Below are 24,823 nucleotides of genomic sequence, written 5' to 3'. Positions count from 1 at the left end.
GGAAAAGGGTATTTAATTATTTTATAATAATATATAAAAAGTCCAAGAGGTTTTTTCCTTTTGGACTTTTCTTTTTGGATCCGTGTTAAAGTATTCTTAAAAACCGTAACATGTATTAACATTTTGCGTTTAATAGAATGTTAAAGAAACAGTAACTTAAACTATTTAAATGAAATCATTAAAATCTCTCTTACTATTATCTTTAGTAGTACTACTAAGTAATTGTAAGAATTCATCAAATCAAGAAAAAGTTTCGGAAAAAGAAATTAAAGTAGAGAAGCATACAGATGCTGCTGGATTTTCTTATGAAACAGTTTCTAATGATCCGACAGGATTACGCTTATACACTTTAGAAAATGGATTAAAAGTGTACTTAGGAAAAAATCAAGAAGAACCAAAAATTCAGACTCTTATTGCAGTACGCGCAGGGTCGACTTATGATCCAGCAGATAATACTGGTTTAGCTCACTATTTAGAGCATATGGTATTTAAAGGAACTGATAAGATAGGAACTCAAGATTTTGAAAAGGAGAATGTTTTTCTAAAACAGATTTCAGATTTATACGAAGCGCATAAAAAAGAAACTGATACTGTTAAGAAAAAAGAAATTTATAAGAAGATAGATGAAGTTTCTCAAGAAGCCTCTAAGGTTTCTATAGCAAATGAATATGATAAGATGGTAAGTTCATTAGGTGCAGAGGGAACAAATGCATTTACGTCAAATGAGCAAACAGTTTATGTAAATAAAATACCGGCTAATGAATTAGATAAGTGGTTAACTGTAGAAAGTGAGCGTTTTAGTAAGTTAGTATTGCGTTTATTTCATACAGAATTAGAAGCAGTATACGAAGAATTTAATAGAGGTCAAGATAGCGATGGACGCAAGCAGTATTTTGCTGTTTTAGAAGGTTTGTATCCAACACATCCATATGGCACACAATCTACAATAGGGATATCAGAGCATCTTAAAAACCCTTCGATGGAGGCAATCCATGCATACTTTGATAAGTACTATGTGCCCAATAATATGGCTGTAATATTAGTTGGAGATATTGATTTTGATGCTACAATCAAAAAAGTAAATGAGTCTTTTGGGTCTTATAAAAAGAAAGAAGTTTCACATCCTACTTTTGAAAAATTACAGCCACTTACCACTCCAGTTAAAAAAGAGGTGTATGGTCCTACGTCCGAGTCGATTTATGTAGCTTTTAGAACTGAAGGAAAAGGAACAGAACAAGAAGTAATAGTTACTTTAATTGATTATATGCTTGCGAATTCTCAAGCTGGATTGATAGATTTAAACCTAAATCAAAAGCAACTAGTTCAGAATGCTTCTTCTTTTACAAATTTTGATAATGATTATGGATTCCATTTATTGTATGGAACTCCAAAAGAAGATCAAACATTAGATGAAGTTAGAGATTTATTATTGGCTCAAATTGAAAAGATCAAGAAAGGTGAGTTCGAAGAATGGTTGTTAGATGCTGTTGTTAATGATTTACGTTTATCCCAAATTAGACAATATGAAAATGCTTCTTCTACTGCATATTCTTATTTGGATGCATTTATAGGTTTCCAGGACTGGAAAAATCGTTTAGCGATGTTGGATAATATGAAGGAGATTACAAAACAACAAGTTGTAGAGTTTGCAAACACGCTATATGGTAATAATTATGTGGAAGTTCATAAAATTAAAGGAGAAGATAAAAGTATTGTAAAGGTTGAGAATCCCGGAATTACACCAATTGAATTAAATAGAGACAAGGAGTCTAATTTTTTACAAGAGTTTAACAAGTTAGAAACACCAAGTCTATCTCCTCAGTTTATTGATTACAAAACTGCTATTAAAGAGAACAAAACGAGTAGTGGATTGTCAGTGTCACATATTGAAAACCCTAACAATGACATTTTTAGTTTAAATATCATTTTTGATATGGGTAAAGATCATGATCCGAAAATGTCTTTAGCTGCTGGTTATTTAGATTATTTAGGTACTGATAAGTATACACCAGAACAACTTAAACAAGAGTTCTATAAAATAGGAGTTAGTTATAATGTTTTTACTGCGGATGATAAAACATATGTTGGTATTTCTGGATTAAAAGAAAATCTTGATGCAAGTTTAACGCTGCTAGAGGATTTATGGAATAATGCAGTGCCTAATCAGGAGACTTATAATAAATATGTAGACAAGGTTTTAAAGGGTCGTAAGGATAATAAAACTCAGAAAGGTAATATCTTTTGGAATGGACTTATGAGTTATGGTAAATACGGTGAAAATTCACGTTTACGTAATATTTATACAGCTTCAGAATTACAAGCAATGAGTCCGCAAGAATTAGTAGATAAGGTTAAGGAGTTACGTAATTTTAAACAACGAATTTTCTATTATGGTAATGATATCAATGGAGCTATAACTTCTTTAGATAAAAATCACATCGTAAAAGCGGATTTATTAGAATATCCTGAGAAAGCTAAATATCAAGAAAAGGAAACAGGAGGGAACGTATATTTTGTAGATTATGATATGGTGCAGAGTGAGATGCTTTTGTTAGCAAAAGGGGCGGAGTTTGACCCTAAAAAAATGGCAGCGTCTCGACTATTTAACACTTATTTTGGTAGTGGATTGTCATCCATTGTATTTCAGGAAATACGAGAATCAAAATCGTTAGCGTATTCAGCATTTTCAAGCTATAATCAAGCTAGAGAAGTAGGACAGTCAGATTATGTTATGGCATATGTTGGTACACAAGCAAACAAAATGCCAGAAGCGGTAGATGCGATGATGGAATTGATGACTGATATGCCAGAAGCTGAAGAACAATTTAATCAAGCTAAGACTGCAACTCTTAAGAAAATTGCAGCACAGCGTATAACTAAATCAGATATCTTTTGGACTTATGAAAACCTTAAGAAAAGAGGGATAGATAATGATAATAGAGAGGAAATGTATAATACCATTAAGAATATGGAGCTAGCAGATCTTAAAAAGTTTTTTAATGAGAATATCAAAGGTGAGAATTATAATGTTCTTGTTATAGGTAATAAAAAGGATGTTGATATGAAAGCCCTTAAAAAACTAGGAGAAGTTAAGGAAATGGATATAGATTATCTTTTTAACTATGAAAAAAATAATGAAGATGTTAAGATGTAATTAATAGATGATACAATTTTGTTTTGTAAAATCTAAACATAGCTTAATATTTGTAATTTACTAATGATAAAAATCCACGAAGAATATTCGTGGATTTTTTATTATAGTGTATTTAAGAACTATGTATCTTTTTAATTTAATAAGAGTAAATATTTCTATTAATGAAGCGTATATCTCTAATTCTTTATACTTATTCCGATTCAAGTTCGATCTCGCTTGTTGGAATAAACATTTCTAATAAGATGGCTAGAAACATTACAACTCCACATCCTAGTGCATTAAGCCATAAAAAAGGAAGCCAATCTTGCCACCAAACATAAATGATAATCACTTGTGTTACAATTGCGGCAACAAAAACTGCATTACTTTTTACAAATTTTATAAAGAAAGCTAATAAAAATATACCCAATACATTTCCGTAAAAAACGGATCCAATTATATTTACTAGCTGTATAAGATTGTCAAACAAGTTGGCAAAACAGGCGACTAGAATTGCTAATAACCCCCATATTAGAGTAAAAATTTTAGAAGCGTTAACATAGTGTTTTTCACTTTTTTCTTCTCCAATATTACGTTTGTATAAATCAATAGCAGTCGTAGAAGCTAATGCATTTAGTTCTGATGCTGTTGACGACATTGCAGCAGATAGTATAACAGCTAACAATAACCCAATTAACCCTTTAGGTAGGTTGTTAAGAATGAAGTGAATGAAAACATAATCTTTATCATTTGTTTCTACATCAGAGTTAGCTTCTTCAATTAATTCTTTAGCAGCTTGTCTAGTTTTTTTGTCTGATTTATCTAATGCTACAATTAATTCTTTAGCGTCTAACTTTTCTTTTGTATTTGTTGCCTCTAAATAATTTTGGATCGAAGTTTCTTTATAACTCTGAATTTCTAACAATTTATTTTCTAATTCCTTATATTCTTGTGCATATTCAGAATTTTCGACAGCAACAGCGGCTGTAGGATTGAAATTAAGAGGGGCAGAATTAAATTGATAAAATACAAACACCATAACCCCCACTAATAAGATAAAAAATTGCATTGGTATTTTTAACAATCCATTAAATAACAATCCGAGTTGACTTTCTTTCACAGATTTACCAGAGAGGTAACGTTGTACCTGACTTTGATCAGTCCCAAAATACGACAACATCAAGAATGTACCTCCAATAATACCAGTCCAAACCGTATATCTGTTGCTAAGATCAAATGAGAAGTCTAATACTTTCATTTTTCCACTAGCTCCTGCAATTTCTAGAGCTTTAGAAAAAGTAATATTTTCAGGTAGGTAGCTAATTATTAGAAAAAATGCAATAAACATACCTGTGAAAATAATTGCCATTTGCTGTTTTTGAGTAACGCTTACGGCTTTTGTACCTCCAGAAACGGTATACGCTATTACCAATATCCCAATAATTATGTTTAAGGTTGTTAAGTCCCAACCTAATACAGCAGATAGTATAATTGCAGGAGCGAAAATAGTAATACCAGCTCCTAATCCTCTTTGAATCAAAAAGAAAAAAGCGGTAATGGTTCTAGTTTTAAGGTCAAACCTGCTTTCTAAATATTCATAAGCAGTATATACCTTTAATTTATGATATAAAGGTATGAACACTACACAGATGATGATCATTGCAATAGGTAAACCAAAATAGAATTGAACAAATCCCATTCCGCTATGAAATGCTTGTCCAGGAGTAGAAAGAAAAGTAATAGCAGATGCTTGTGTTGCCATTACGGATAATCCAATCGTCCACCATTTTGCTTCATTTCCACCACGAATATAATCTTGAACACTTTTACTGCCACGAGTTTTCCAGACTCCATAAAGCACAATAAACAATAGAGTTCCTATTAATACGATCCAATCTATAAGTTGCATATGTTAGTTGTATATGGTAAGTAATAAATAAAAATTAATAGTAAAACACTTAATTTTAAATATCTAAAAATATTAGGAAAAAGTAGAGGTAATCCAATAAAAGAAAAGCAAATACAAAGCATTAGCAACCAATACAATTGTATATAGTTTTTTCCAAACTATTTTAGTATCCGAATCTCTCATAGTATTTATTATTTTCCTAAAGATAACATATTTGCAAATAATCGATATGCTCCAGAAACTCCAGCAGGAAATTCTCTAAAGAAACTTAAACCGGTATATACGTAATATCCTTTTCCATATTTAGCAATAAGTAAAGCACCTTTTTTTTCGGATTCTCCTTTATCATTTGCTGCAATTATAGGGACATACTCTTTAGACCATTCATTAGGGAAATACAAGCCTCTTTCCTGTACCCAACCTTCAAAATCTTTACTAGTAATTTTGTTGGGAGTATTTAATACAGCGTGATCTTTTGCTAATAATTTCATAGTAGCATTTTCATCTGTCACTCTATCTCTTGATAACTTTAAGGGATAAGGTCCAAGGTTGTCTGTTACTTTTAGTCTTCTATTCGTATTATACTGAATAACTAAATTCCCACCGTTTTTGACATACTCAAGAAGATGCTTTTGTCCAAATTTAAGTTCTTCTACAGTATTATATGCACGTATTCCTATAACAATAGCGTCAAACGCCTGTAGTGTTTTTTTAGAAATTGATTCCGGCGAAATAGTAGTTACCTGATATCCGATTTGCTGTAAACTTTCTGGGACAACATCTCCAGCACCTTCGATATATCCAATATTCTGACCTTTCTTTTTAATATCTAAACGAACTACTTTAGTTTCAGAAGGTAATACTACCGTTTGAAATGGTATATGATCATAATTGATGTTTATTATTTCATCAGAATATGTTTTTCCATTAACGTTTATTTTTGGTGAAATGTATCCTTCACTTTGATTTTTTGGTGCTGTTAAGGTGAAAACTACCGTTTTTTCTTCTCCTTTTTGTGTTAAATCAAAATCAATGTTTTTTGGTAATACTTCCCAGCCTTCCGGATGTTTTAAAGATATACTACCTTTAATATTTGGTTCGGAGCTTTTAAGCGTAACAGGTATTTGTTTTGAAGGGCTGTTAGCATAGATAATCACTTTATCTTTTATACTAGCAGAAATAGTAGGTATAATCTCAAATGGTTTATAAACTTCTCCTTTAACTGGATCATTAGTTTTGTACACAATATCTTTTGCATATGATATGATAATGCCTCCAATTTCTATTTTGAAAATAGCTTTTGTTTGATGCTCTGTTTCTGGCGTACCAATTAATTTTTGATCACTCACATTATACATTCCCAAGGTTCCCTTGCTGTTTAACCAATATGGAGTTGTGTTTTTGGTGTTAGCTATTATCCTACCTTTTAATTCGTAATTATTTCTTTTATTAGTTTCTAGATCAACATCAAGATTTTCTGAAACTGCAATAGAAGAAATATCAATTGATTTTAAACGTATAGCTGCGTTACTTCTATTAATAGCTTCAATTTTTATAGTTATATCGCTATTTTGAGTGGTATAAGCTTCGTTGGTAACTGCTTCTAAATATAGACCAGTTGTTGCGGCGATAATATCTGTTATCTCTTTAGTTTTAATCGTTTTCCAATGATTATTCTCTAATCCTTGTATTAATTGATATGCTTTTACCAATTGATTAACAGAAGCAGCAGGGTTTTTGAAATCAAAGTTTTTTTCTACTTCATATAAAATATCACCAATTGCTTTTCCTCCTTTAACTCGATTCCAAGAAGTATCTATTCCATCAAAAATGTTTGTTTTATTTTTTGGTAATTCTCCTTTAATTAATTCAACATATTCAGTTTGAGAACCTCTCGTTCCTGTGCTTCCAAAACCTTGTGATTTATGTTGACTTCGACTTAATGAGGCTATTTCTGTATTGGAAAGTCCTAAATCTGGATAATAAATACCAGTATCGAATTCTAAAAGTGCTGATTTATCTGCTTTTTCAAAATTTTCTCTACTTCCATAAAACCACCAAGAAGTATTAAAAAATAATCTCTTTGGTTGCCAGGTGTTCACATATTTTAATTGATTAGGATAAACATTCTTATCAGCTACTAAATCAAAAGCTTCTACACTTAGCATTGCTGAAGATGTGTGATGACCATGAGTAGTACCAGGTGTTCTATGATTAAATCTATTTATAATCACATCTGGTCGAAATTTTCTAATAGCCCAAACTACATCATTTAGAACTTCTTTCTTATCCCAAATTGCTAAGGTTTCATCTGGATGTTTAGAATACCCAAAGTCATTAGCACGAGTAAATATTTGCTCACCACCATCTGTGTTACGGGCAGCTAACAATTCTTGTGTTCTTATAACACCTAATAATTCTCTTATTTCAGGGCCAATTAAATTTTGACCTCCATCACCACGGGTAAGAGATAAATATGCAGTTCTAGCTTTTACCTGATTAGCCATGTAAGAAATAAGTCTTGTGTTTTCATCATCTGGATGCGCAGCAACATACAGAACGGAACCTAAAAAGTTTAATTTTTTTATGGCCTCATGAATTTCTACAGAGTTGGGTTTTTTAGGCTGTTGTGCTTTAGCAATATGAATACATAGAAAGCTTAGAACTATTACAGAAAGTAATTTTCGCATAATGTAGATTTGATAATAATTTTGTGTATTTCGTCAAATATAAAAAGATAAAATTCTCAGTTTTTAGGTTTAAGGATACTTTAACAGGACTATTTTGATCTATATATTAATCCAATTAAGGAACCTAAAAGCACTGTGATAGCTATCGTAGGTTTTGGGCCAAAGACTATTAATCCTATTATTAAACCGAATATACCTCCTAAGGCACTTGCAATAAAACGCCCAGCATTTCTTTTTTCATTAAGTACATAAATCATCGCTATTGATAATGTCATTCTTAAGGCGGCACCTACAATAGTTATATCTACAATATTTTTCCAAAAATGAGCAATAACATAAGCCAGAATTACTGTTATCACTGAAGCATAACGTAAGAGTTTTACTTTTTCATTTTTTTTTGATTTATAAATCATATGAGACGAAACTGCAAATATAGAAGTGTCTGCAGTGCTCATTAGTCCTGCAAAGAAAAGTACTAATAACAGAGGTACCCATGATTGGTTAACGAGGTTTTGCATTGCAAATATAAATACTGTATCTGGATCAAGAGTAGGATTGTGGTTATACACATATAACCCAATAATCAATAATAAAAATGCTATTAAAAGTACGGGAATGATTGCTAAACCTAAGCCTTTTTTTAAGGACTTAATATCCTTGGCAGCATAACATAATTGGTATCTATCCGCTAATCCAAATACAGATAATCCGCCATATAGTATAAGACCAATAATACTACCTAATTGAACAGTTTCGCTAGTAGATGTAGTCAAGATAGTATTAAAATCTTTTATGTCTAGTATTCCAAAAATTAGAAGGCATAAAAAAACTATGATAATAATAGCTTGAATAATATCTGTTAGTATTACTGCTTTATATCCAGATACTAATACATAAATTAATACTACTGATGTTGTAATTAGTAATGCAATGTCATATGAGAATAAATCAAAGTATGCTATTACTTTAGCTCCTCCAGCCAAAGAAAGAAGTACCCAAAAAAATTGTACAATTATAGTTATACCATTGGTAACCAGTCCTGTTGTTTTATTATTGGTAACAAATGTAGGTACATCTCCTTGTGTATAAAACCCACCTTGCATAGATAGTTTCTTGATTTTTGGCGCTGCCCAAAAGGCAAATAGGATGTAGCCAATTACAGAGCCAATAGACATAGCAAAAAGTCCCCAGCCAAATTTATAAGCATATCCAGTATATGTGATTAATGTACTTACTCCAATTGCACCAGCAAATTTTGAAAACAAAATTGTTAATCCATTACGATTTCTTCCACCAATTAAGAAGTCTTCTGTATTAGAAGATCTTGAAGTATAAATAGATAAACCAATAATTAAGATAATGTAAGAAACTAGGTAAAGGTAAATATCCATGTAAAGTGATTTGCTATGTTTCAAAAATAAAGAAAACCATTCAGAATAATTGGTTTGAGTTTATAGTAAAAAACATTAAATGAATGCTAGAAGACCTGTAACTACTTTTTCTTTTTGTAATCGACAATATCAATAATGTCAACATCCATATAATCAGCAATTTTTTGCAATCGTTCGAAGTCTTTTGCTAAGTTTTTTCGCTTTACAATATAATCTCCAGCTTGTGGACTAATGCCCAATACTTTTGATATACCGTAAACGGTTTTAGCTCCTTTACTTTTTTTAAGTAATCTTTTTAATTTCTTGTTAATCATATATTAATATGCTTATACGAAATAAATATACAAATAAATTTTTATTAAAAAAATATTTGTATAATCAAATAATATTTGTATATTCGAATCATACAAATCAAAACCTCTAAAAATGAAACTCTCACTAGTAATTGCAATGTTCTGCGTAACACTCGGATATGCAGGTTCTTTAGATTCAAATCCAATAAACGAGAAGGAAAAGAGTAAAAAAGAAAATAAGAAAGACAATGAAGTGAATACTTTGGTGTCTAGAAATTTTCACTCCATTAAGAAATGGAAAATGACAGTAGAGTATACTAATGGAGATGTTATTTCTAAGACGATTGAGATTAATGAGGGAATGTCTTCGAGCGGTATGGAACTAGCATTTGTAGAAGCAGAAAAGTATATAAAGACTTTACAAAAAGTAAAAAGTTATAATGTATCTCCTTTATCGGCAAATTCTTTTGTCTTATTAGCGGGAGGGAAGTAATAATCGATTGAACTTAACCTACGAAAAAGCCCACTAACTTATAAGATAGTGGGCTTTTTATTTTGTTAAATAAGAACTTTCCTTTGATGACTACTTTTTTCGTTCTACAAATTCTAATTGGTCAATTGCAACGTTAGTAGTGAATATGCCATAATTAACTACTGCCTTTCCTTTCTCTAGAATATCAATGGTTCCAATTGATTTGCCGTCAATCATTCTTACTCTGTCGCCAATTTTGAGAACTACTTTAGGTTTTTCCTTCTCTAACTTTTCTTCTTTTTTCTTTAGCTCTTTTTTCTTTTCGCGGATTACCTCAACTTTTTTCTCTACCTCTTTAACTACTCGTTCTTCTTTAGCTTTTTTAGCTCTTCTTTGTTTAGTGGTTTGTTTTGTTCTTTTAGAGTTTTCTACTTGCACTATTTTCATAAATTCATCGATAAGTTCTCTTTTCTTTTTATTATGAAAATATTTTTCGCTGATCTCATTTAGTTTTTGTCCTAAGTAAATCATACGTTGATTACTATCATATAATTCTTGATAGCTTTCTAACTTGTTTTGTAGTTTTTTGTTGATTTTATCCAATCGTTCTTTTTCATCTTCAGTTTTTTGTTCTTTTGTTTTTAAAGATGAAGTTGTTTTTTGGAGCTTTGATCTTTCCTTTTGTAAATTGGCTATACTCTTGTCAAAACGAATTTTACCACGTTCTACCTTTTTCTTAGCTTTATTAATTAGACTATACGGGATTCCATTTTTTTGTGCTACTTCAAAAGTGAAGGAACTTCCTGCTTCTCCTAGGTATAATTTAAATAAAGGTTCTAATGTTTTAGAATCAAAAAGCATATTAGCATTTGTCATATTTGGCAATTCATTTGCTAGCATTTTTAGATTTGCATAATGAGTTGTAATTATACCAAAAGACTCACGTTCATAAAAAACCTCTAGAAAAGCTTCAGCTAATGCACCACCTAATTCTGGATCACTTCCAGTTCCAAATTCATCAATAAGAAATAACGTTTTATCGTTACATTTCCTAAGGAAGTAATTCATATTCTTTAGTCTATAGCTATAGGTACTTAAATGATTTTCTATAGATTGATTATCTCCTATATCTGTAAGAATAGTATTAAACAGTGACATTCTACTGTATTCATGAACTGGTATTAGCATACCACTTTGGAGCATAATCTGTAATAACCCAACAGTTTTTAAGGTAATACTTTTTCCTCCCGCATTTGGACCAGATATAACGATAATTCTATTATTTTTATCTAAAGAAATTGTCTGAGGGTATGTTTTCTCGCCTTTTTCTTGATTATTAAGATATAGTAGAGGATGGTATGCATCTTTTATAGTTAGTTCTCGATCCTCTGTTATTTTTGGTAATACTCCATTAAATTTATTAGCGTATTTTGTTTTAGCAGCTACAATATCAATGTTACTAAGGTATTCCTGGTATTGTGTCAGTAGTTCAGAAAAAGGTCTTATTTTATTTGTAAGATCTTTAAGTATTTTGACAATTTCTTCTCGTTCTTCATATTGCAGATTGCTTAAAGTTCTACTAAATTGTAATGTCGCTTCCGGTTCTATATATACGATACTACCAGTTTTGGAATTACCCATTATTGCCCCTTTCACCTTACGGCGATACATTGCTTTTACAGCTAATACTCGTCTATTATCAACAACACTTTCTTTAATATCATCTAAATATCCGAAGCTATTGTATCTGGTGAGGTCACGACCAAAACTTCCGTTTAATTTACCTTGTACTTCTTGTATATCTTTTCTAAGTATACTGAGAGTGGGAGAGGCGTTATCTTTAATCTCCCCAAATTTGTCAACTACGATCTCAATACAGTTAATTACTTCTTTAGTAAAAGGTACCTGAGAAGATGTTTCATGTAGCACAGGATATAGTTCTTTAAACTTTCTAAAAAAGCTCAGTAAATCATTTGTAGTGATACTGATAGATATAATTTTCTTTAGATTAAAAGTTTCTAAAAAAGTGTTTTCTATCCCTAATAGTTGTAATTCTTTATCGATACTATCAAATCCATGATTGGGTATCTTGGAATCATTTAAATAAGAAGATTTATATTCAGATACTTGTTGTAATGAAATATGTAATTTTTCTTTTGTTGATAACGGTACAATTTGTAGAGCTTTTGTTTTTCCGTAATCTGTATTGCATAGATCAACTATATGACTAAGTATTGTATGGAATTCTAGATCTTTAAGTGTTTTTTCTGAAATTCGGATCATGGTGTTATCCTAGCTTTTAGGAGATATTCTTTTATGTTAATTTCTTTATTATAAAACTCAGTATGAGTTTACTTTTAGAAAAGTATTTGTTATAATTTTATACGTGAGCAAATGTAAACAATTGCATTTTTTTTTGATACTAAGATGAATGTAAATATTGAGAATAGTTGGAGAACACGATTAGAACAAGAGTTTGATAAACCATATTTTAAGAGTTTAATTGATTTTATTGAATTAGAATATGAAAAAGAGACTTGTTTCCCGCCTGAATCAGAAATTTTTTCTGCCTTTGATTACTGTAGTTTTGATGATGTTAAGGTTGTGATCATTGGTCAAGATCCATATCATGGTATTGAACAGGCTCACGGACTCTGTTTTTCTGTAAATAAAGATATTAATATTCCACCTTCATTAATAAATGTTTTTAAAGAAATTGAATCTGATCTAAATATCCCTTTTCCTTCCAATGGGAACTTAACACGTTGGGCTAAGCAAGGTGTTTTGTTATTAAATGCGACCTTAACGGTGAGAGCAAATCATGCAGGATCTCATCAAGGTAAAGGATGGGAAAAATTTACTGACGCTGTAATTCGATGTATTTCCGACAACAAGAAAGATGTTGTTTTTTTACTGTGGGGAGGATTTGCAAAGAAAAAAGGTGCAAAAATTGATAAGGATAAACATTTTGTTTTAAACAGTGGACATCCTTCTCCTTTAAGTGCAAACCGAGGGTATTGGTTCGGAAATAAACACTTTGGAAAAACCAATGAGTATCTTAAGAGTACAAATCGATTACCTATAGATTGGTAAGTAATTATGCAGCCTTTGGGATTCTCGTAGTTTTAGTTTTGGTAATGTTTGAATTTGTTACAGATTTTACTGCTTTAGCTTTTTTCTTATCAGAATCAACTGATTGCATACTGAATTTTAAAAGAATAAAATTGAATGCTATAAGCCCTCCAAGAATTAATAAAAATGTTGCCATGTCTGATTTGTTAGTTAATTATTAGATGCAATTACCTCAAAAGGTTGCGTACACTTTAATAATTGGTTTATTGGGGTAGGCGAGGCAAATGTACAAAAATATTTAAATCTTTTCTTACGGAAACCCCATAAGATGTGTGTTTTAAACATATCTTAAATATTTATTCCATTTGATTTAACTAATTATAAAAAAATATTAAAAATTTGAACATTTACCATCAATACCGCTTTATTATATAACGTTTATGTAATAGAATACCCTACTTTTAAAATCTATATCCTACATATAAGTTAGGTCTAACGATGATATCAGGGCTGTTTTTATGAAATAAATTTCTACCGATACCAAATCCAATATCTAAAAAGAATCCTTTTTTCGTGACAAATTTGCCTCCAACTCCAAACCCTAAAGCAAAATCGGTATATTCCATATCTACATTAGTACCACCAATGAAATCCCCTGCCACATTTGTTAATTCTACAAATTCTTCATGTTCTCCATCAGACAACATACCAAATCCTTCAATGTAAAATCCTCTTGCAATTCTGTTTCCAAAGAAATATTTATAACGTACAGTTAAGGCAATTTCTTTATCGAAAATTCCATCTCTATCGATGATATCATCATCATTATCTATTCCATCACTAAATCTGTAAAAGAAGTCTAATCCTAAGGTAGTATTGTTATTAAGTACCCTTTCATAACCAATATCTAATGCACCAAAAGCTATTATATTTACAGGGCTTAAGCTAATTTCATTTTTATTGATATCCCTTGCTGGTAAATCAGATTGATCTTGTGCAGTCATCTGCAATGTAAAAATAAGAGCAACTATTGTGAAAAAAAGTTTCATTCGTTCGTTTATTAAATTTGTTATTAGTAATTAATTTTTAAAATCGGGAAAGTATTAGGGAACTAATTTTATTCTAAAATTGACCTGATTTCCTTCTTAAAACAAACCAATAAAAAAATACCCTACCAAGAATTAGAGAAAAGTGTTTATGAATATTTAATTAATGTCGAAATAATATTAATTAAAAGCGATATCCCAAGTATAAATTAGGTCTTACAATAATTTCTGGGCTTTTGTCACTAAATAAATTCCTTCCAATTCCGAAACCAATGTCTATAAAGAAACCGTTGCGGGTTACAAATTTTCCACCTACTGCAAATCCTAAAGCAAAATCTGTATACTCTTGATCTACATAATTAGAACTAATAAAGTTTCCTTGATTATCAAAAACTTCAACATATTCTTCATGTTCACCAAAGGATAGCATTCCAAATGCTTCTATATAGAAACCTCTGGCAATTCTATCTCCAAAAAAATATTTAAAACGTGTAGTAAATGCTATTTCTTTGTCAAATACATCATCGGTGTCTATAAAATCATCATCATTATCATCATCATTATCATCGTCATCTGTCAAACGATAAAATAAGTCAAAACCTAATGTGTTGTTACTGGAAAGTATTCTTTCATAACCTAAGTCAAGAGCTCCAAATACAACTATATTAAAGGGATTAATACTAATTTCATTTTTTTTAATATCTCTTTTAGGTAGATCAGTCTGGTCTTGGGCAAAAGAAATCTGAAATGAGAATAATATAGTAGCTATTATTAGTATTTGTTTCATAATAAATTAATTGTTTTCCTACGTAAACAAGATGTACAAATAATAAAAAGGTTGCTTAGATTTCAGAAATTAAATCTTTAGGATCAATAATTTTATCGATGATATCTAACTTAAATAATTGATTCTGAATTTGATTTAGTGTTTTAGATTTTATTAAAGATTGACTCCATTCAGTAATTTGGATCCAATCTCTAATATCTTGTAATTGTTGATCGTATCTGAGTGAAAGTGTTTTATCTATACTAGGGATTTGTTTAAAATCGACAGTTGTATTATTAATAATTTGTAGAATATCTTTTACCCGATCTTTTTTTGTGTCTAAAATTTCCTCTCTTACTGCAATTACAAAACAGGGCCAAGGAGTAGGGCAATCGGCAATACGTCTAAATGTCTTATTATCTACTAACGGTTTTGTAGTAAAATGTTCCCACATGAAATAATCAGCATTACCATCCGTTAGAGCTTTTACCGCTCCATCTAGATTTTTAACTACTTCGAATTGTAGTGCAGAAGTGTCCCAACCATTATTTTGAGCATTCACATATGCCATTAAATGAGATCCAGATCCATATCTACTGATCGCTGCCGAAGTATTTTGTAGATCGCTTAGGTTAGTATATTTTGAACTGTGTCCTACATGAATACCCCATACTAATGGGGATTGGATATACGTTTGTACAATTTTAGTAGGGCTACCGGCAATAATATCTTTTATAATTCCTTCTGTAAGGATAATAGCGATATCGATATCATTATTTCTTAAGGCCTCACACATAGCTCCAGTCCCTCCAGGGAAATCGATCCATTCTAGTTCAATATCTTTTTCTAAATAAGCTCCTTCTTCTATGGTTAAATGCCAAGGTAAGTTGAAGTGCTCAGGAACGCCACCAATTTTTATAGTATGCATGTTATTAGGATTTCAGAAATGTTAAAAAAGTGTATTTCATCGATTTTATATGTTTTTTATCGTTGAATTATAAATAATATCATTACTTTTGAAATATAAATCTGATAATTCCGACTATATTTAGAGTAATTAAACCCAAATAAAACAATATTTGCTATGAAAAAGAATTTTTTAAGGAATAAAAATGCTCAAGTTAAGGTAGCCAAGTTAAAAAGTAATACATTAGAAAACGGAATTGTTGTTTTTATAGCCTTACTCTTAGCGGCTAATTTTTTAATCAGTTTAAAAATATTGTTCGGATAACATATTTTTAGGAGAATGTCTTTCATTAAGATATTCTCTTATTTGATATTGAGATTGTATGGACGGCTTATCGTCCATTTTCTTTTTGTAATTATTATTTTCTTCGTTATCCTGTATTCTGGCTTTTATTGTATCATTTAATTGGATATTTAATATCTCTATTAATTCTCGCTTACAATTGTTATTTAGCATAGGTACTAATACTTCAATACGCTTATCTAGATTACGGGTCATCCAATCGGCACTTCCAATATATAACCTAGGCTCTCCATTGTTTTCGAAATAGTAAATTCTGCCGTGTTCTAGGTATCTATCAATAATACTAGTTATTGTAATATTTTCGCTTATTCCATCTAATCCGGGAATCAAACAAGAAAAACCTCTAACTAATAATTCTATTTTTACACCAGCGTTATTTGCTTCGTATAATTTTTTAATAATATGTTTATCCTCTAAACTATTTAATTTTGCTTTTATGATGGCTATTTTACCGTTTTTAGCATTATTTATTTCATTATTTATAAGTTCTTCAAAGGTTTTTCTAGTAGTAAAGGGTGATACAAGTAAATGTTTTGGTCGTGGTAATATCATTTTGCCAGATAATACTTCAAAAACGTCTATTAAGTCTTTTGTGATTTTTGGATTTGCTGTAAACAATCCATGATCGCAATAAATTTTTGATGTTTTCGCATTAAAATTTCCTGTACCAATGTAGGCATAAGACGCAATGTTATTTCCTTCTTTTCTGTTGATTAATAATATTTTAGAGTGCACTTTGATTTTAGGGTAGCTATAGAAGACCGAAGCCCCTTTTTCTTCAAATATTTTACCCCATTTTAGATTGTTTTCTTCGTCAAAACGTGCCTTAGCTTCTACAAAGACAGTAACTTTTTTTCCATTTTCTAAGGCCTTTAGTATAGAGGTTGTTAATTCTGATTGTTTAGCTACTCTGTATAATGAGATTTTAATCTCAGTTACGTTTTTATCTGTAGCGGCCTGATTTATAAATTTTTGCACATAGTTAAATGACATATAGGGAAAATGTACTAATTGATCCCTCTGAGAAATCACATCGAAATAATCTGTATTATTATTAAAAGCTTTATGTTTTATTTCATTTGCAGGTTGATAATGTAAAATAGGATTATTAGTTGGATCTGGAAAACCAAAAAAATCACTGAAGTTATGATATCTTCCTCCTGGCATCATGTCAATTTTACCTAAACCAAAAAACTTACGAACTTTTCTTTTAACCTCTTTAGGCATTGCAGAATCGTATAAAAGACGAGTTGGCTGTCCATCGTTACGCTGCGATAAAGATTCTTTTATTTTTTCAGCTAAGACACCTTCAAATTCATCTTCAATGTATAATTCAGCGTCTCTAGATAATTTGATTTCAAAACAACCGCTGACTTTCTGTTCATCAAATATTTGATCAATATTAAGGTGTATTATATCATCTAAAAAAGCAATGGATGTATTGTTTTCTGACGGAAGGCATATAAACCTCCCTAATTCATCTGAAGGGATGTTGACAAGTCCGAAGTTATCTTGTTCTTCGAATGTTACTAGAAAATATAATTTATTGTTTTCTAAAAATACGTTCTTAGCTTCAGATAAGTCTATAATTTCTGCAGTAACTAAAGGTAGGATTTTGGAAATAAAATATTCGGTTGCAAATGCAAGTTGACTAAAATCAAAGTTTTTTTCTTGAACTAAATAGGTGTTATGTTTGGCTAGTTCAGGAATTAGTTCTTTGTGGAAAATTTCACCAAATCGTTCTTGTTGTTGTTTTACGCGTTGTAGAATTTCTTTTACTCGCTTGTTTGGTTTCAAAGCGAGCTTTTTTCTAAGCTGTTTATCTATTTTTTTTATTTGACGTAATCGAGAAACTCTTACCCTAAAAAATTCATCAAGATTAGACGAAAAGATTGCTAAAAACTTTAACCTTTCATAAAGAGGATTGGATTGGTCTTCAGCTTCTTGTAATACACGTTCGTTAAAGCTTAGCCAGTTTACATCTCTGTCTTTAAAAGGGTATTTGTTTAGATCCATATTTAAAATTAAATTATCCTATATAGTTTAGTTTTAACTAAAAGTTAAATCTAATCAGAATAACTAACAATTTTATCTAAAGTATATTTGATAAGTTTAGTAACCGCGCCTTCTGGATTAGTACTAAATTTTCCTGTTGCGCGATTAGCAATCATAGCATTCATAGATACCGCGCGGTGACCAAGTAATTTTGCCATTCCGTATATACCGGCAGTTTCCATTTCTAAATTTGTGATTTTTTTATCTGCATAAGAAAAACTTCCTATCTTTTCGTTTAAATTGGTATCAAAGAGTGGCAGTCTTAATACTCTCCCCTGGGGACCGTAAAAACCAACATTTGTAATTGTAAACCCTTTACTAGTTTCATCACTTTGTAAGTGTCTTCCGAGTTTTTTGTCGAAAGAAACTACATAAGGTGTTGATTTATTTTCACTCCAATTTAGATGTTTCATTAAGGGTTCTGATATTTGAGGGAACTGAATATCTTTACTGTCATAAAAATGTAATAAACTATCAAAACCAATAGCAAGTTCCGAAACAATAAAACTATCGATTGGGATTTCTGGTTGAATTGCTCCAGAAGTACCAATACGAATAATATTAAGAGACGTGTGATGTGTCTTTGGCTTTCTTGTTTCTAGATCAATATTTACCAATGCATCTAGTTCATTAAAAACAATATCTATGTTGTCTGTGCCAATTCCTGTAGATATAACAGTAATTCTTTTTCCTTTATATGTTCCGGTTTGTGTATGGAATTCCCTCTTAGTTATTTTGCACTCTATTGTATCAAAGTATTGAGTAACAATATTTACACGATCCGGATCACCAACAGTTATTATAGTTTCTGCTAGATGTTCTGGTTTAATATTTAGATGATAAATACTACCGTCTTTATTGAGAATAAGTTCAGATTCGGCTATAGCCATATTATAATTTTAGTAAATTATGTGTTTCGTTATTGTATAAATAGTCATATTTTTTGACTCCTCCATAGTGCCAATCTAGCATCTGCGTGTTGTAAAAATTCTTTTTTTGTTGTAATGCGAGGGTTCCTCTTTCAGATAATAAAAGACGATCTTTGGTTTGATCAAAAAATTGAAAGAGTCTTGCAAGCACACGTTTCATTTGCATATCACCATACCCATAAAATCCTTGGTATTCCAGAGCATATCCCATTAATTGCTTTATGTTTTTAATCTGATAGGTATCTACCATTTCTAGAATATTATGTTCTAATATGTTTAGTCCAGTAAGCATATTAGGAAATCGCTGTAGATGAGCTCTGAGGCATATGGATAAATATTCAAATGATGATTGCTTCTTAATTTGACCAGCAATTTTTTGAGGATTTGATTCACAATACAAAGTCCATATATGAGAAGCAAGTTCTAAATCGTTTATATTTAATAAGACTTTATTTTCAAAGTGTTGTTTTAGCTGCACATCGGATAATTCACAAAGTCCTAGGTGTTTTTTAGAATTTTCTACTCTACCACTACATATTAGATAAACTGGCGTGTCTTTGATTTTTTTTCTAAGTAATAAACTGATTACAGCAATCATATTTATATGACAAAATAAATCATATTCAAACCAAAGTATAATTTCATCATACTTTACAGGACTGCTTAATTTTTCAAGTTGGGAGACAAACTTTTTTTGATAGTCAGCTGGAGGGATTCTATAATATTTATTAAGAAATTCCTTTCGTTTTGCTATTGCTTTTTCGGTTTCAATTTTTACACTTGTTGGACCTTCACAAAGCATTTCACGCCAAGTTATGATTTCTCCATTTACAAGATGTAATTCTTTTAAGCGATCAGTCAAACTATCGCCGTTAGAAATATGTAATGTTTTAGCCCCCAATTATTTATGTTTTCAATATGTTATTTACTAATTCTATCCACCAACTCTTTTTACTTTAAATCCTTTTTCCTTAAGAATTTCCATAATTTTATTTCGATAATCACCCTGAATAATAATTCGGTCATCTTTAAAACTTCCTCCAACACTTAATTTGGTTTTTATTTCTTTAGCAAGTTTCTTAAAATCTTTATCAGCTCCAGTATATCCTTCTAATATCGTGATTGGTTTTCCTTTTCTTTTTTCATATTTACAGATGATAGGATCATCTTGCATCCATATGTCATTTTCATTTGTTAGATCTTTCTCCTCTTCAGTATGTTCGTGATCGGGGAATAAATTTTTTAATTGATCTTTTAAATCCATTTGTAATAATTATTTCTTAATCAAACCAATTTCTACTAGACGTTGATGAAGAAAATCTCCAGCTGTAATATCATCATATTGTTTTGGATTATCTTCAGTAATACATTCATCTAAACAATTTAATTTCATGTCACTCCTTGGATGCATAAAGAAAGGTATAGAATATCTAGGTTTGCCCCACTGTTCTTTTGGTGGATTAATCACTCGATGAATAGTGGATCGTAATTTATTATTGGTGTGACGTTCTAGCATATCTCCTACATTGATAACCAGTTCATCCTCTTGTGGTATTGCATCAATCCATTCTCCATCTTTACGTTGTACTTGTAGGCCTCCTGTAGAAGCTCCCATCAGTAGTGTGATCAAGTTGATATCTCCATGCGCACCAGCTCGTACAGCACCTTTTGGTTCTTCTTTTATTGGCGGATAATGTATAGGACGTAAAATACTATTTCCATTACTTGCCCAATGATCAAAATAATGTTCATCTAAGCCAATATATATAGCTAAAGCTCTTAGAACATGAATCCCAGTTTTTTCAAGCATTCTGTACGCTTCCATACCAGTATTATTGAAATCTTTTAATTCTTCTACAATAACATTGGGAGGGTATTCCTCTATTAAATTAGCATCTTCTGAAGGTTCTTGACCAAAATGCCAAAACTCTTTTAGGTCTCCTTCTTTTTTACCTTTCGCGTGTTCTTTTCCGAATGATATGTAACCTCTTTGCCCTCCTAATCCTTCAATCTCGTAGTTTTGCTTTTTTTCTACCGGTAAAGCAAAAAACTCTTTTACCTCTTTATATAATTGTTCTACTAAATTATCGCTTAAAAAATGATTTTTTAAAGCTACAAAACCTATTTCTTCATAGGCTTTTCCTATTTCATCAACAAACTTTTGTTTACGTGATGGATCATCAGATAAAAAATCTGCAAGATCTACACTTGGTATATTATTCATGGTGGTATTGTTTTCTTTAACTAAAATAGATGTATTTCATTAAAAAGACATTATGAATTAGGTCTTTTTTTTAAATAGTACCCATAACTGTCAAAATAATTATATTTTAACAAATAACTATTAAAACATAGTAAATTTAATTAATTCTTAGAATTGTTTGTGATAAATTAACAAGTGCTTAATAGTATTGTGATATTGGTTGTTTTTCTGAGATAAAAATAATTACATTTACTAATGGTTTTTGCTTTGGGAAACCATTAACTTATTTGAATTAACTGATTTTTTAGCAGTATGGCAGAAGAGAAATTATTATTTAATTATGATAAGAAAGAATATAGTGACGAACTATTAATTTCTTTGTATTTCAAAATGTTGAAACCTAGGTTGATTGAGGAAAAAATGCTCATTCTGTTAAGACAAGGAAAAATCTCTAAATGGTTTAGTGGTATTGGTCAAGAAGCAATTTCTGTTGGTGTTACTGCTGCTCTTGATCAAAATGAATATGTCTTACCTATGCACCGTAATTTAGGAGTTTTTACTAGTAGAGATATTCCTTTGTATAAACTTTTTAGTCAATGGCAAGGAAAAGCTAATGGTTTTACCAATGGTCGAGATAGATCATTTCACTTTGGTACACAAGAATATAATATCGTTGGGATGATTTCACATCTTGGCCCTCAGTTAGGAGTTGCTTGTGGTATTGCCCTGGGTAATCTTTTAAAAAACAATAATAAAGCTACTGCTGTATTTACAGGAGAAGGAGGTACCAGTGAAGGAGATTTTCATGAAGCTTTAAATATAGCCTCTGTGTGGAGTTTACCTGTGATTTTTTGTATTGAAAATAACGGATATGGATTATCTACTCCAACTAGTGAGCAATATAACTGTAAAAACCTAGCAGATCGTGGACTTGGATATGGCTTAGAATCGTGCATAATAGATGGTAATAATATTTTGGAGGTTTATGATAAAGTAAACACCATTGCAAAAAGTATTCGTAAGAATCCTAGGCCTGTTCTATTAGAATTTAAAACTTTTAGAATGCGTGGTCATGAAGAGGCTAGTGGCACTAAATATGTTCCCGAAGAATTGATGAATCATTGGATTTTAAAAGATCCAATAGATAATTACAGGGAATATTTGACAGAAAATAAAATACTTAAGGAGGAGGAGGATGATAAAGAAAAATTTGTTTTAAAGAAAGAAATAGAGTCACATTGGCTGCGAACTAATACCGAAGAGGTTGTTAAAGTTGATGTCAATAAGGAACTGGGAGATGTTTATAAAGCATTTGATTTTAAAGAAATAAAAGCTACTTCATTAACCAAGGAAATTAGATTAATCGATGCTATTTCTGATGGTTTAAAAGAAGGGATGCGGAAATATAAGGATCTTGTTATTATGGGACAAGATATAGCGGATTATGGAGGTGTTTTTAAAATTACCGAAGGTTTTGTGGAAGAATTTGGTAAAGATAGAGTACGTAATACACCGATTTGTGAATCTGGTATTATTTCTACAGCTTATGGATTATCGATTAATAATACTAAAGCCGTAGTCGAGATGCAATTTGCAGATTTTGTTTCTTCCGGATTTAATCCGATTGTAAATTTACTAGCCAAATCCAATTATCGTTGGAGTCAATCTGTAGATGTGTTAGTGAGAATGCCTTGTGGAGGTGGAGTGGGAGCAGGACCGTTTCATAGTCAAACAAACGAAGCTTGGTTTACAAAAACTCCAGGTTTGAAAGTTGTTTATCCTGCATTTCCTTTGGATGCAAAAGGACTACTTTTAACTTCATTAGAAGATCCTAATCCAGTTCTGTTTTTCGAGCATAAAGCTTTGTATAGAAGTATTAGACAAGAGGTTCCGGAAGGGTATTATACTATTCCGTTCGGGAAGGCTTCTAAAATAAAAGAAGGTAATCAAATAACTATTGTCAGCTATGGAGCTGGTGTGCACTGGGCGTTAGAGGTGTTAGAAAATAATATCGAAATAAATGCTGACCTGATAGATCTAAGAACCTTACAACCATTAGATGTAGATACTATTTTCGAATCAGTGAAAAAAACCGGTAGAGCAATAATTTTACAAGAAGATTCTATGTTCGGAGGTATAGCTTCAGATATTTCTGCGATGATTATGGAAAATTGTTTCGAATATTTAGATGCTCCAGTAAAAAGAGTATCTAGTTTAGAAACGCCAATTCCTTTTGAGCCGGGCTTAGAATCTCAATATTTAGCAAAAAATAGATTCGAAAAAGAGTTGATCAAACTTTGCACGTATTAATACCCGTTTTTAGGTTTCGAAAACGTTTTTGTTAATAAAAATGAGCAAGAATTTATATATTTGATTTACAGTGTTTTATGAATTTTTAGTCGATGAATCGATTTTTTTATGGGATGACGGAACATTATAGAGTATATTAAGGGTTAAAATCCCCTCGAGTATAAGTTGTGTGTTCTATTGTTAAATATTAATTTCGCGCAGTCTATGTGGAAAACATAGCGTAGGGGATTAAAAATCAAGGGGTAAATAAAAATACATGAAAACTAACCAATTAGAACTACTTAGTTCTTCTACTGTTTTAGTTACAGGAGCGGCAGGTTTCATAGGGTCAAATCTATGCGAAGCACTATTAGAAAAAAACAGTACAGTTATCGGTTTAGATAATTTTGCAACTGGGCATAAGAAAAATCTAACCGCATTAAACGAACATCCAAATTTTACATTTATAGAAGGTGATATAAGAAATCTAGATGATTGTCATAAAGCTTGTGATGGAGTAGATTATATATTGCATCAAGCCGCTTTAGGGTCTGTACCTAGATCCATTAATGATCCAATTACTAGTAATGATGTTAATGTTGGAGGCTTTCTTAATATGTTAGTTGCAGCAAGAGATGCAGGGGTTAAGCGATTTATTTATGCAGCAAGTTCTTCTACTTATGGGGATTCGGAAGCATTACCCAAAGTAGAGGATAAAATAGGAAAACCATTATCTCCTTATGCAATCACAAAGTATGTAAATGAATTATATGCTGATAATTTTAAAAGGACATATGATTTAGATACTGTGGGATTACGATATTTTAATGTTTTTGGTAGAAAACAAGACCCTAATGGAGCATATGCTGCTGTGATTCCAAAGTTCGTAATGCAATTTATGAAATATGAATCACCAGTAATAAATGGTGATGGATCTTTCTCTAGAGATTTCACCTATATAGATAATGTAATTCAAATGAATCTGAGAGCTATCGTTTCTGATAATGAAAAAGCTTTAAATAACGTATATAATACTGCTTTCGGAGAAAGAACTACTCTAAATGAATTGGTTACATTATTAAAAGAATATCTTTCTGATTTTGATTCAAAAATAAGTGATGTAGAAGTTAAAAAAGGGCCAGAACGTAAAGGAGATGTGCCGCATTCTTTAGCTTCTGTAGATAAGGCGAAAACACTACTTGACTATGATCCAAAATTTGATATAAAATCGGGATTGAAAGAGGCAGTAAAATGGTATTGGGATAATCTAAAGTAATTTTATAGGTTATCAGTATATAAATTAAA

At 31.0% G+C, this 24,823-nt stretch carries 20 protein-coding genes; 6 read left to right on the top strand and 14 right to left on the bottom strand.

Going from position 1 to position 24,823, the window contains the following annotated elements; all coding sequences use genetic code 11:
- The first annotated feature begins 169 nt into the window (after positions 1–169).
- Positions 170–3,154, top strand: a complete 2,985-nt coding sequence (locus tag BMY33_RS03845) for a M16 family metallopeptidase (protein ID WP_091405848.1) — start codon at positions 170–172, stop codon at positions 3,152–3,154.
- A 190-nt stretch (positions 3,155–3,344) separates the two neighbouring features.
- On the opposite strand, the gene BMY33_RS03840 is transcribed toward BMY33_RS03845, so the two are convergent.
- From BMY33_RS03840 to BMY33_RS03825, 4 genes are all read right to left on the bottom strand, one after another.
- Entirely contained in the window at positions 3,345–5,042 is a 1,698-nt protein-coding gene (locus BMY33_RS03840; RefSeq protein ID WP_091405847.1) for a sodium:solute symporter family protein, read from the bottom strand.
- Between the two features lie 191 nt (positions 5,043–5,233).
- Positions 5,234–7,732: a PIG-L family deacetylase gene (locus tag BMY33_RS03835; RefSeq protein WP_091405844.1), complete on the bottom strand. Its 2,499-nt coding sequence runs from the start codon at positions 7,730–7,732 to the stop codon at positions 5,234–5,236.
- Between the two features lie 89 nt (positions 7,733–7,821).
- Positions 7,822–9,123 (bottom strand): sodium:solute symporter family protein, encoded by a 1,302-nt coding sequence (locus BMY33_RS03830; RefSeq protein WP_091405840.1) that lies wholly within the window; start codon positions 9,121–9,123, stop codon positions 7,822–7,824.
- 101 nt (positions 9,124–9,224) lie between these two features.
- The gene (locus BMY33_RS03825) at positions 9,225–9,437 is read right to left on the bottom strand and encodes a helix-turn-helix domain-containing protein (RefSeq protein WP_091405837.1); all 213 of its coding nucleotides are present in this window, start codon (positions 9,435–9,437) and stop codon (positions 9,225–9,227) included.
- Between the two features lie 112 nt (positions 9,438–9,549).
- On the opposite strand from BMY33_RS03825, the gene BMY33_RS03820 reads away from it, so the two are divergent.
- Positions 9,550–9,909 (top strand): hypothetical protein, encoded by a 360-nt coding sequence (locus tag BMY33_RS03820; protein WP_091405834.1) that lies wholly within the window; start codon positions 9,550–9,552, stop codon positions 9,907–9,909.
- 90 nt (positions 9,910–9,999) lie between these two features.
- Here the strand turns inward: BMY33_RS03820 and BMY33_RS03815 are convergent, their stop codons facing one another.
- On the bottom strand, positions 10,000–12,171 hold the full coding sequence (locus tag BMY33_RS03815; RefSeq protein WP_091405831.1) for an endonuclease MutS2: 2,172 nt from the start codon (positions 12,169–12,171) through the stop codon (positions 10,000–10,002).
- Between the two features lie 144 nt (positions 12,172–12,315).
- Between BMY33_RS03815 and BMY33_RS03810 the strand changes: the two genes are divergently transcribed.
- Positions 12,316–12,981 carry a uracil-DNA glycosylase gene (locus BMY33_RS03810; protein WP_091405825.1) on the top strand — a complete coding sequence of 222 codons (666 nt, stop codon included), beginning with the start codon at positions 12,316–12,318 and terminating at the stop codon, positions 12,979–12,981.
- A 4-nt stretch (positions 12,982–12,985) separates the two neighbouring features.
- Here BMY33_RS03810 and BMY33_RS23355 read toward each other — a convergent pair whose 3' ends face one another.
- From BMY33_RS23355 to BMY33_RS03795, 4 genes are all read right to left on the bottom strand, one after another.
- The gene (locus BMY33_RS23355; protein ID WP_170836996.1) at positions 12,986–13,156 is read right to left on the bottom strand and encodes a hypothetical protein; all 171 of its coding nucleotides are present in this window, start codon (positions 13,154–13,156) and stop codon (positions 12,986–12,988) included.
- Between the two features lie 265 nt (positions 13,157–13,421).
- Complete coding sequence (locus BMY33_RS03805) at positions 13,422–14,009, bottom strand: hypothetical protein (protein ID WP_091405823.1); 588 nt, start codon at positions 14,007–14,009, stop codon at positions 13,422–13,424.
- Between the two features lie 181 nt (positions 14,010–14,190).
- Positions 14,191–14,793 carry a hypothetical protein gene (locus tag BMY33_RS03800; RefSeq protein ID WP_091405820.1) on the bottom strand — a complete coding sequence of 201 codons (603 nt, stop codon included), beginning with the start codon at positions 14,791–14,793 and terminating at the stop codon, positions 14,191–14,193.
- A gap of 55 nt (positions 14,794–14,848) precedes the next feature.
- Complete coding sequence (locus BMY33_RS03795; RefSeq protein ID WP_091405817.1) at positions 14,849–15,700, bottom strand: substrate-binding domain-containing protein; 852 nt, start codon at positions 15,698–15,700, stop codon at positions 14,849–14,851.
- Positions 15,701–15,856: 156 nt separating this feature from the next.
- On the opposite strand from BMY33_RS03795, the gene BMY33_RS23350 reads away from it, so the two are divergent.
- Positions 15,857–16,003 carry a hypothetical protein gene (locus tag BMY33_RS23350; RefSeq protein ID WP_170836995.1) on the top strand — a complete coding sequence of 49 codons (147 nt, stop codon included), beginning with the start codon at positions 15,857–15,859 and terminating at the stop codon, positions 16,001–16,003.
- Here the strand turns inward: BMY33_RS23350 and ppk1 are convergent.
- The 5 genes from ppk1 to BMY33_RS03770 are packed head-to-tail and all read right to left on the bottom strand — an operon-like array spanning position 15,983 to position 21,250.
- A complete protein-coding gene (ppk1, locus tag BMY33_RS03790; protein ID WP_091405815.1) occupies positions 15,983–18,058 on the bottom strand; it encodes a polyphosphate kinase 1 in 2,076 nt (691 codons plus the stop codon). The two genes, BMY33_RS23350 and ppk1, sit on opposite strands and share 21 nt — an antisense overlap.
- A 50-nt stretch (positions 18,059–18,108) precedes the next feature.
- Positions 18,109–18,987, bottom strand: a complete 879-nt coding sequence (locus BMY33_RS03785) for a nucleoside phosphorylase (RefSeq protein ID WP_091405812.1) — start codon at positions 18,985–18,987, stop codon at positions 18,109–18,111.
- 1 nt (position 18,988) lies between these two features.
- Positions 18,989–19,927 carry a DUF1835 domain-containing protein gene (locus BMY33_RS03780; RefSeq protein ID WP_091405809.1) on the bottom strand — a complete coding sequence of 313 codons (939 nt, stop codon included), beginning with the start codon at positions 19,925–19,927 and terminating at the stop codon, positions 18,989–18,991.
- 33 nt (positions 19,928–19,960) lie between these two features.
- Positions 19,961–20,290 carry a translation initiation factor gene (locus tag BMY33_RS03775; protein ID WP_091405807.1) on the bottom strand — a complete coding sequence of 110 codons (330 nt, stop codon included), beginning with the start codon at positions 20,288–20,290 and terminating at the stop codon, positions 19,961–19,963.
- Positions 20,291–20,299: 9 nt separating this feature from the next.
- Complete coding sequence (locus tag BMY33_RS03770; RefSeq protein ID WP_091405805.1) at positions 20,300–21,250, bottom strand: isopenicillin N synthase family dioxygenase; 951 nt, start codon at positions 21,248–21,250, stop codon at positions 20,300–20,302.
- A gap of 291 nt (positions 21,251–21,541) precedes the next feature.
- Between BMY33_RS03770 and BMY33_RS03765 the strand changes: the two genes are divergently transcribed.
- Positions 21,542–23,539, top strand: a complete 1,998-nt coding sequence (locus BMY33_RS03765; RefSeq protein ID WP_091405801.1) for an alpha-ketoacid dehydrogenase subunit alpha/beta — start codon at positions 21,542–21,544, stop codon at positions 23,537–23,539.
- Between the two features lie 256 nt (positions 23,540–23,795).
- Complete coding sequence (locus BMY33_RS03760; RefSeq protein WP_091405798.1) at positions 23,796–24,794, top strand: SDR family oxidoreductase; 999 nt, start codon at positions 23,796–23,798, stop codon at positions 24,792–24,794.
- The last annotated feature ends 29 nt before the right edge of the window (positions 24,795–24,823 follow it).

The sequence above is a fragment of the Aquimarina amphilecti genome (assembly GCF_900109375.1).
In the GTDB taxonomy this organism is placed as follows: Bacteria; Bacteroidota; Bacteroidia; order Flavobacteriales; family Flavobacteriaceae; genus Aquimarina; species Aquimarina amphilecti.
This window is presented reverse-complemented; position numbering and strand designations above follow the sequence as displayed.

Excerpts from the sequence above, each read along its gene's own strand:
- BMY33_RS03795 (WP_091405817.1), bottom strand. The coding sequence starts at position 15,700 with ATGCATACTATAAAAATTGGTGGCGTTCCTGAGCACTTCAACTTACCT.
- BMY33_RS03775 (WP_091405807.1), bottom strand. The coding sequence starts at position 20,290 with ATGGATTTAAAAGATCAATTAAAAAATTTATTCCCCGATCACGAACAT.
- BMY33_RS23355 (WP_170836996.1), bottom strand. The coding sequence starts at position 13,156 with ATGGCAACATTTTTATTAATTCTTGGAGGGCTTATAGCATTCAATTTT.
- BMY33_RS23350 (WP_170836995.1), top strand. The coding sequence starts at position 15,857 with ATGAAAAAGAATTTTTTAAGGAATAAAAATGCTCAAGTTAAGGTAGCC.
- BMY33_RS03830 (WP_091405840.1), bottom strand. The coding sequence starts at position 9,123 with ATGGATATTTACCTTTACCTAGTTTCTTACATTATCTTAATTATTGGT.
- BMY33_RS03820 (WP_091405834.1), top strand. The coding sequence starts at position 9,550 with ATGAAACTCTCACTAGTAATTGCAATGTTCTGCGTAACACTCGGATAT.
- BMY33_RS03800 (WP_091405820.1), bottom strand. The coding sequence starts at position 14,793 with ATGAAACAAATACTAATAATAGCTACTATATTATTCTCATTTCAGATT.
- BMY33_RS03815 (WP_091405831.1), bottom strand. The coding sequence starts at position 12,171 with ATGATCCGAATTTCAGAAAAAACACTTAAAGATCTAGAATTCCATACA.
- BMY33_RS03840 (WP_091405847.1), bottom strand. The coding sequence starts at position 5,042 with ATGCAACTTATAGATTGGATCGTATTAATAGGAACTCTATTGTTTATT.
- ppk1 (WP_091405815.1), bottom strand. The coding sequence starts at position 18,058 with ATGGATCTAAACAAATACCCTTTTAAAGACAGAGATGTAAACTGGCTA.
- BMY33_RS03835 (WP_091405844.1), bottom strand. The coding sequence starts at position 7,732 with ATGCGAAAATTACTTTCTGTAATAGTTCTAAGCTTTCTATGTATTCAT.
- BMY33_RS03845 (WP_091405848.1), top strand. The coding sequence starts at position 170 with ATGAAATCATTAAAATCTCTCTTACTATTATCTTTAGTAGTACTACTA.
- BMY33_RS03810 (WP_091405825.1), top strand. The coding sequence starts at position 12,316 with ATGAATGTAAATATTGAGAATAGTTGGAGAACACGATTAGAACAAGAG.
- BMY33_RS03770 (WP_091405805.1), bottom strand. The coding sequence starts at position 21,250 with ATGAATAATATACCAAGTGTAGATCTTGCAGATTTTTTATCTGATGAT.
- BMY33_RS03805 (WP_091405823.1), bottom strand. The coding sequence starts at position 14,009 with ATGAAACTTTTTTTCACAATAGTTGCTCTTATTTTTACATTGCAGATG.
- BMY33_RS03760 (WP_091405798.1), top strand. The coding sequence starts at position 23,796 with ATGAAAACTAACCAATTAGAACTACTTAGTTCTTCTACTGTTTTAGTT.
- BMY33_RS03765 (WP_091405801.1), top strand. The coding sequence starts at position 21,542 with ATGGCAGAAGAGAAATTATTATTTAATTATGATAAGAAAGAATATAGT.
- BMY33_RS03785 (WP_091405812.1), bottom strand. The coding sequence starts at position 18,987 with ATGGCTATAGCCGAATCTGAACTTATTCTCAATAAAGACGGTAGTATT.
- BMY33_RS03825 (WP_091405837.1), bottom strand. The coding sequence starts at position 9,437 with ATGATTAACAAGAAATTAAAAAGATTACTTAAAAAAAGTAAAGGAGCT.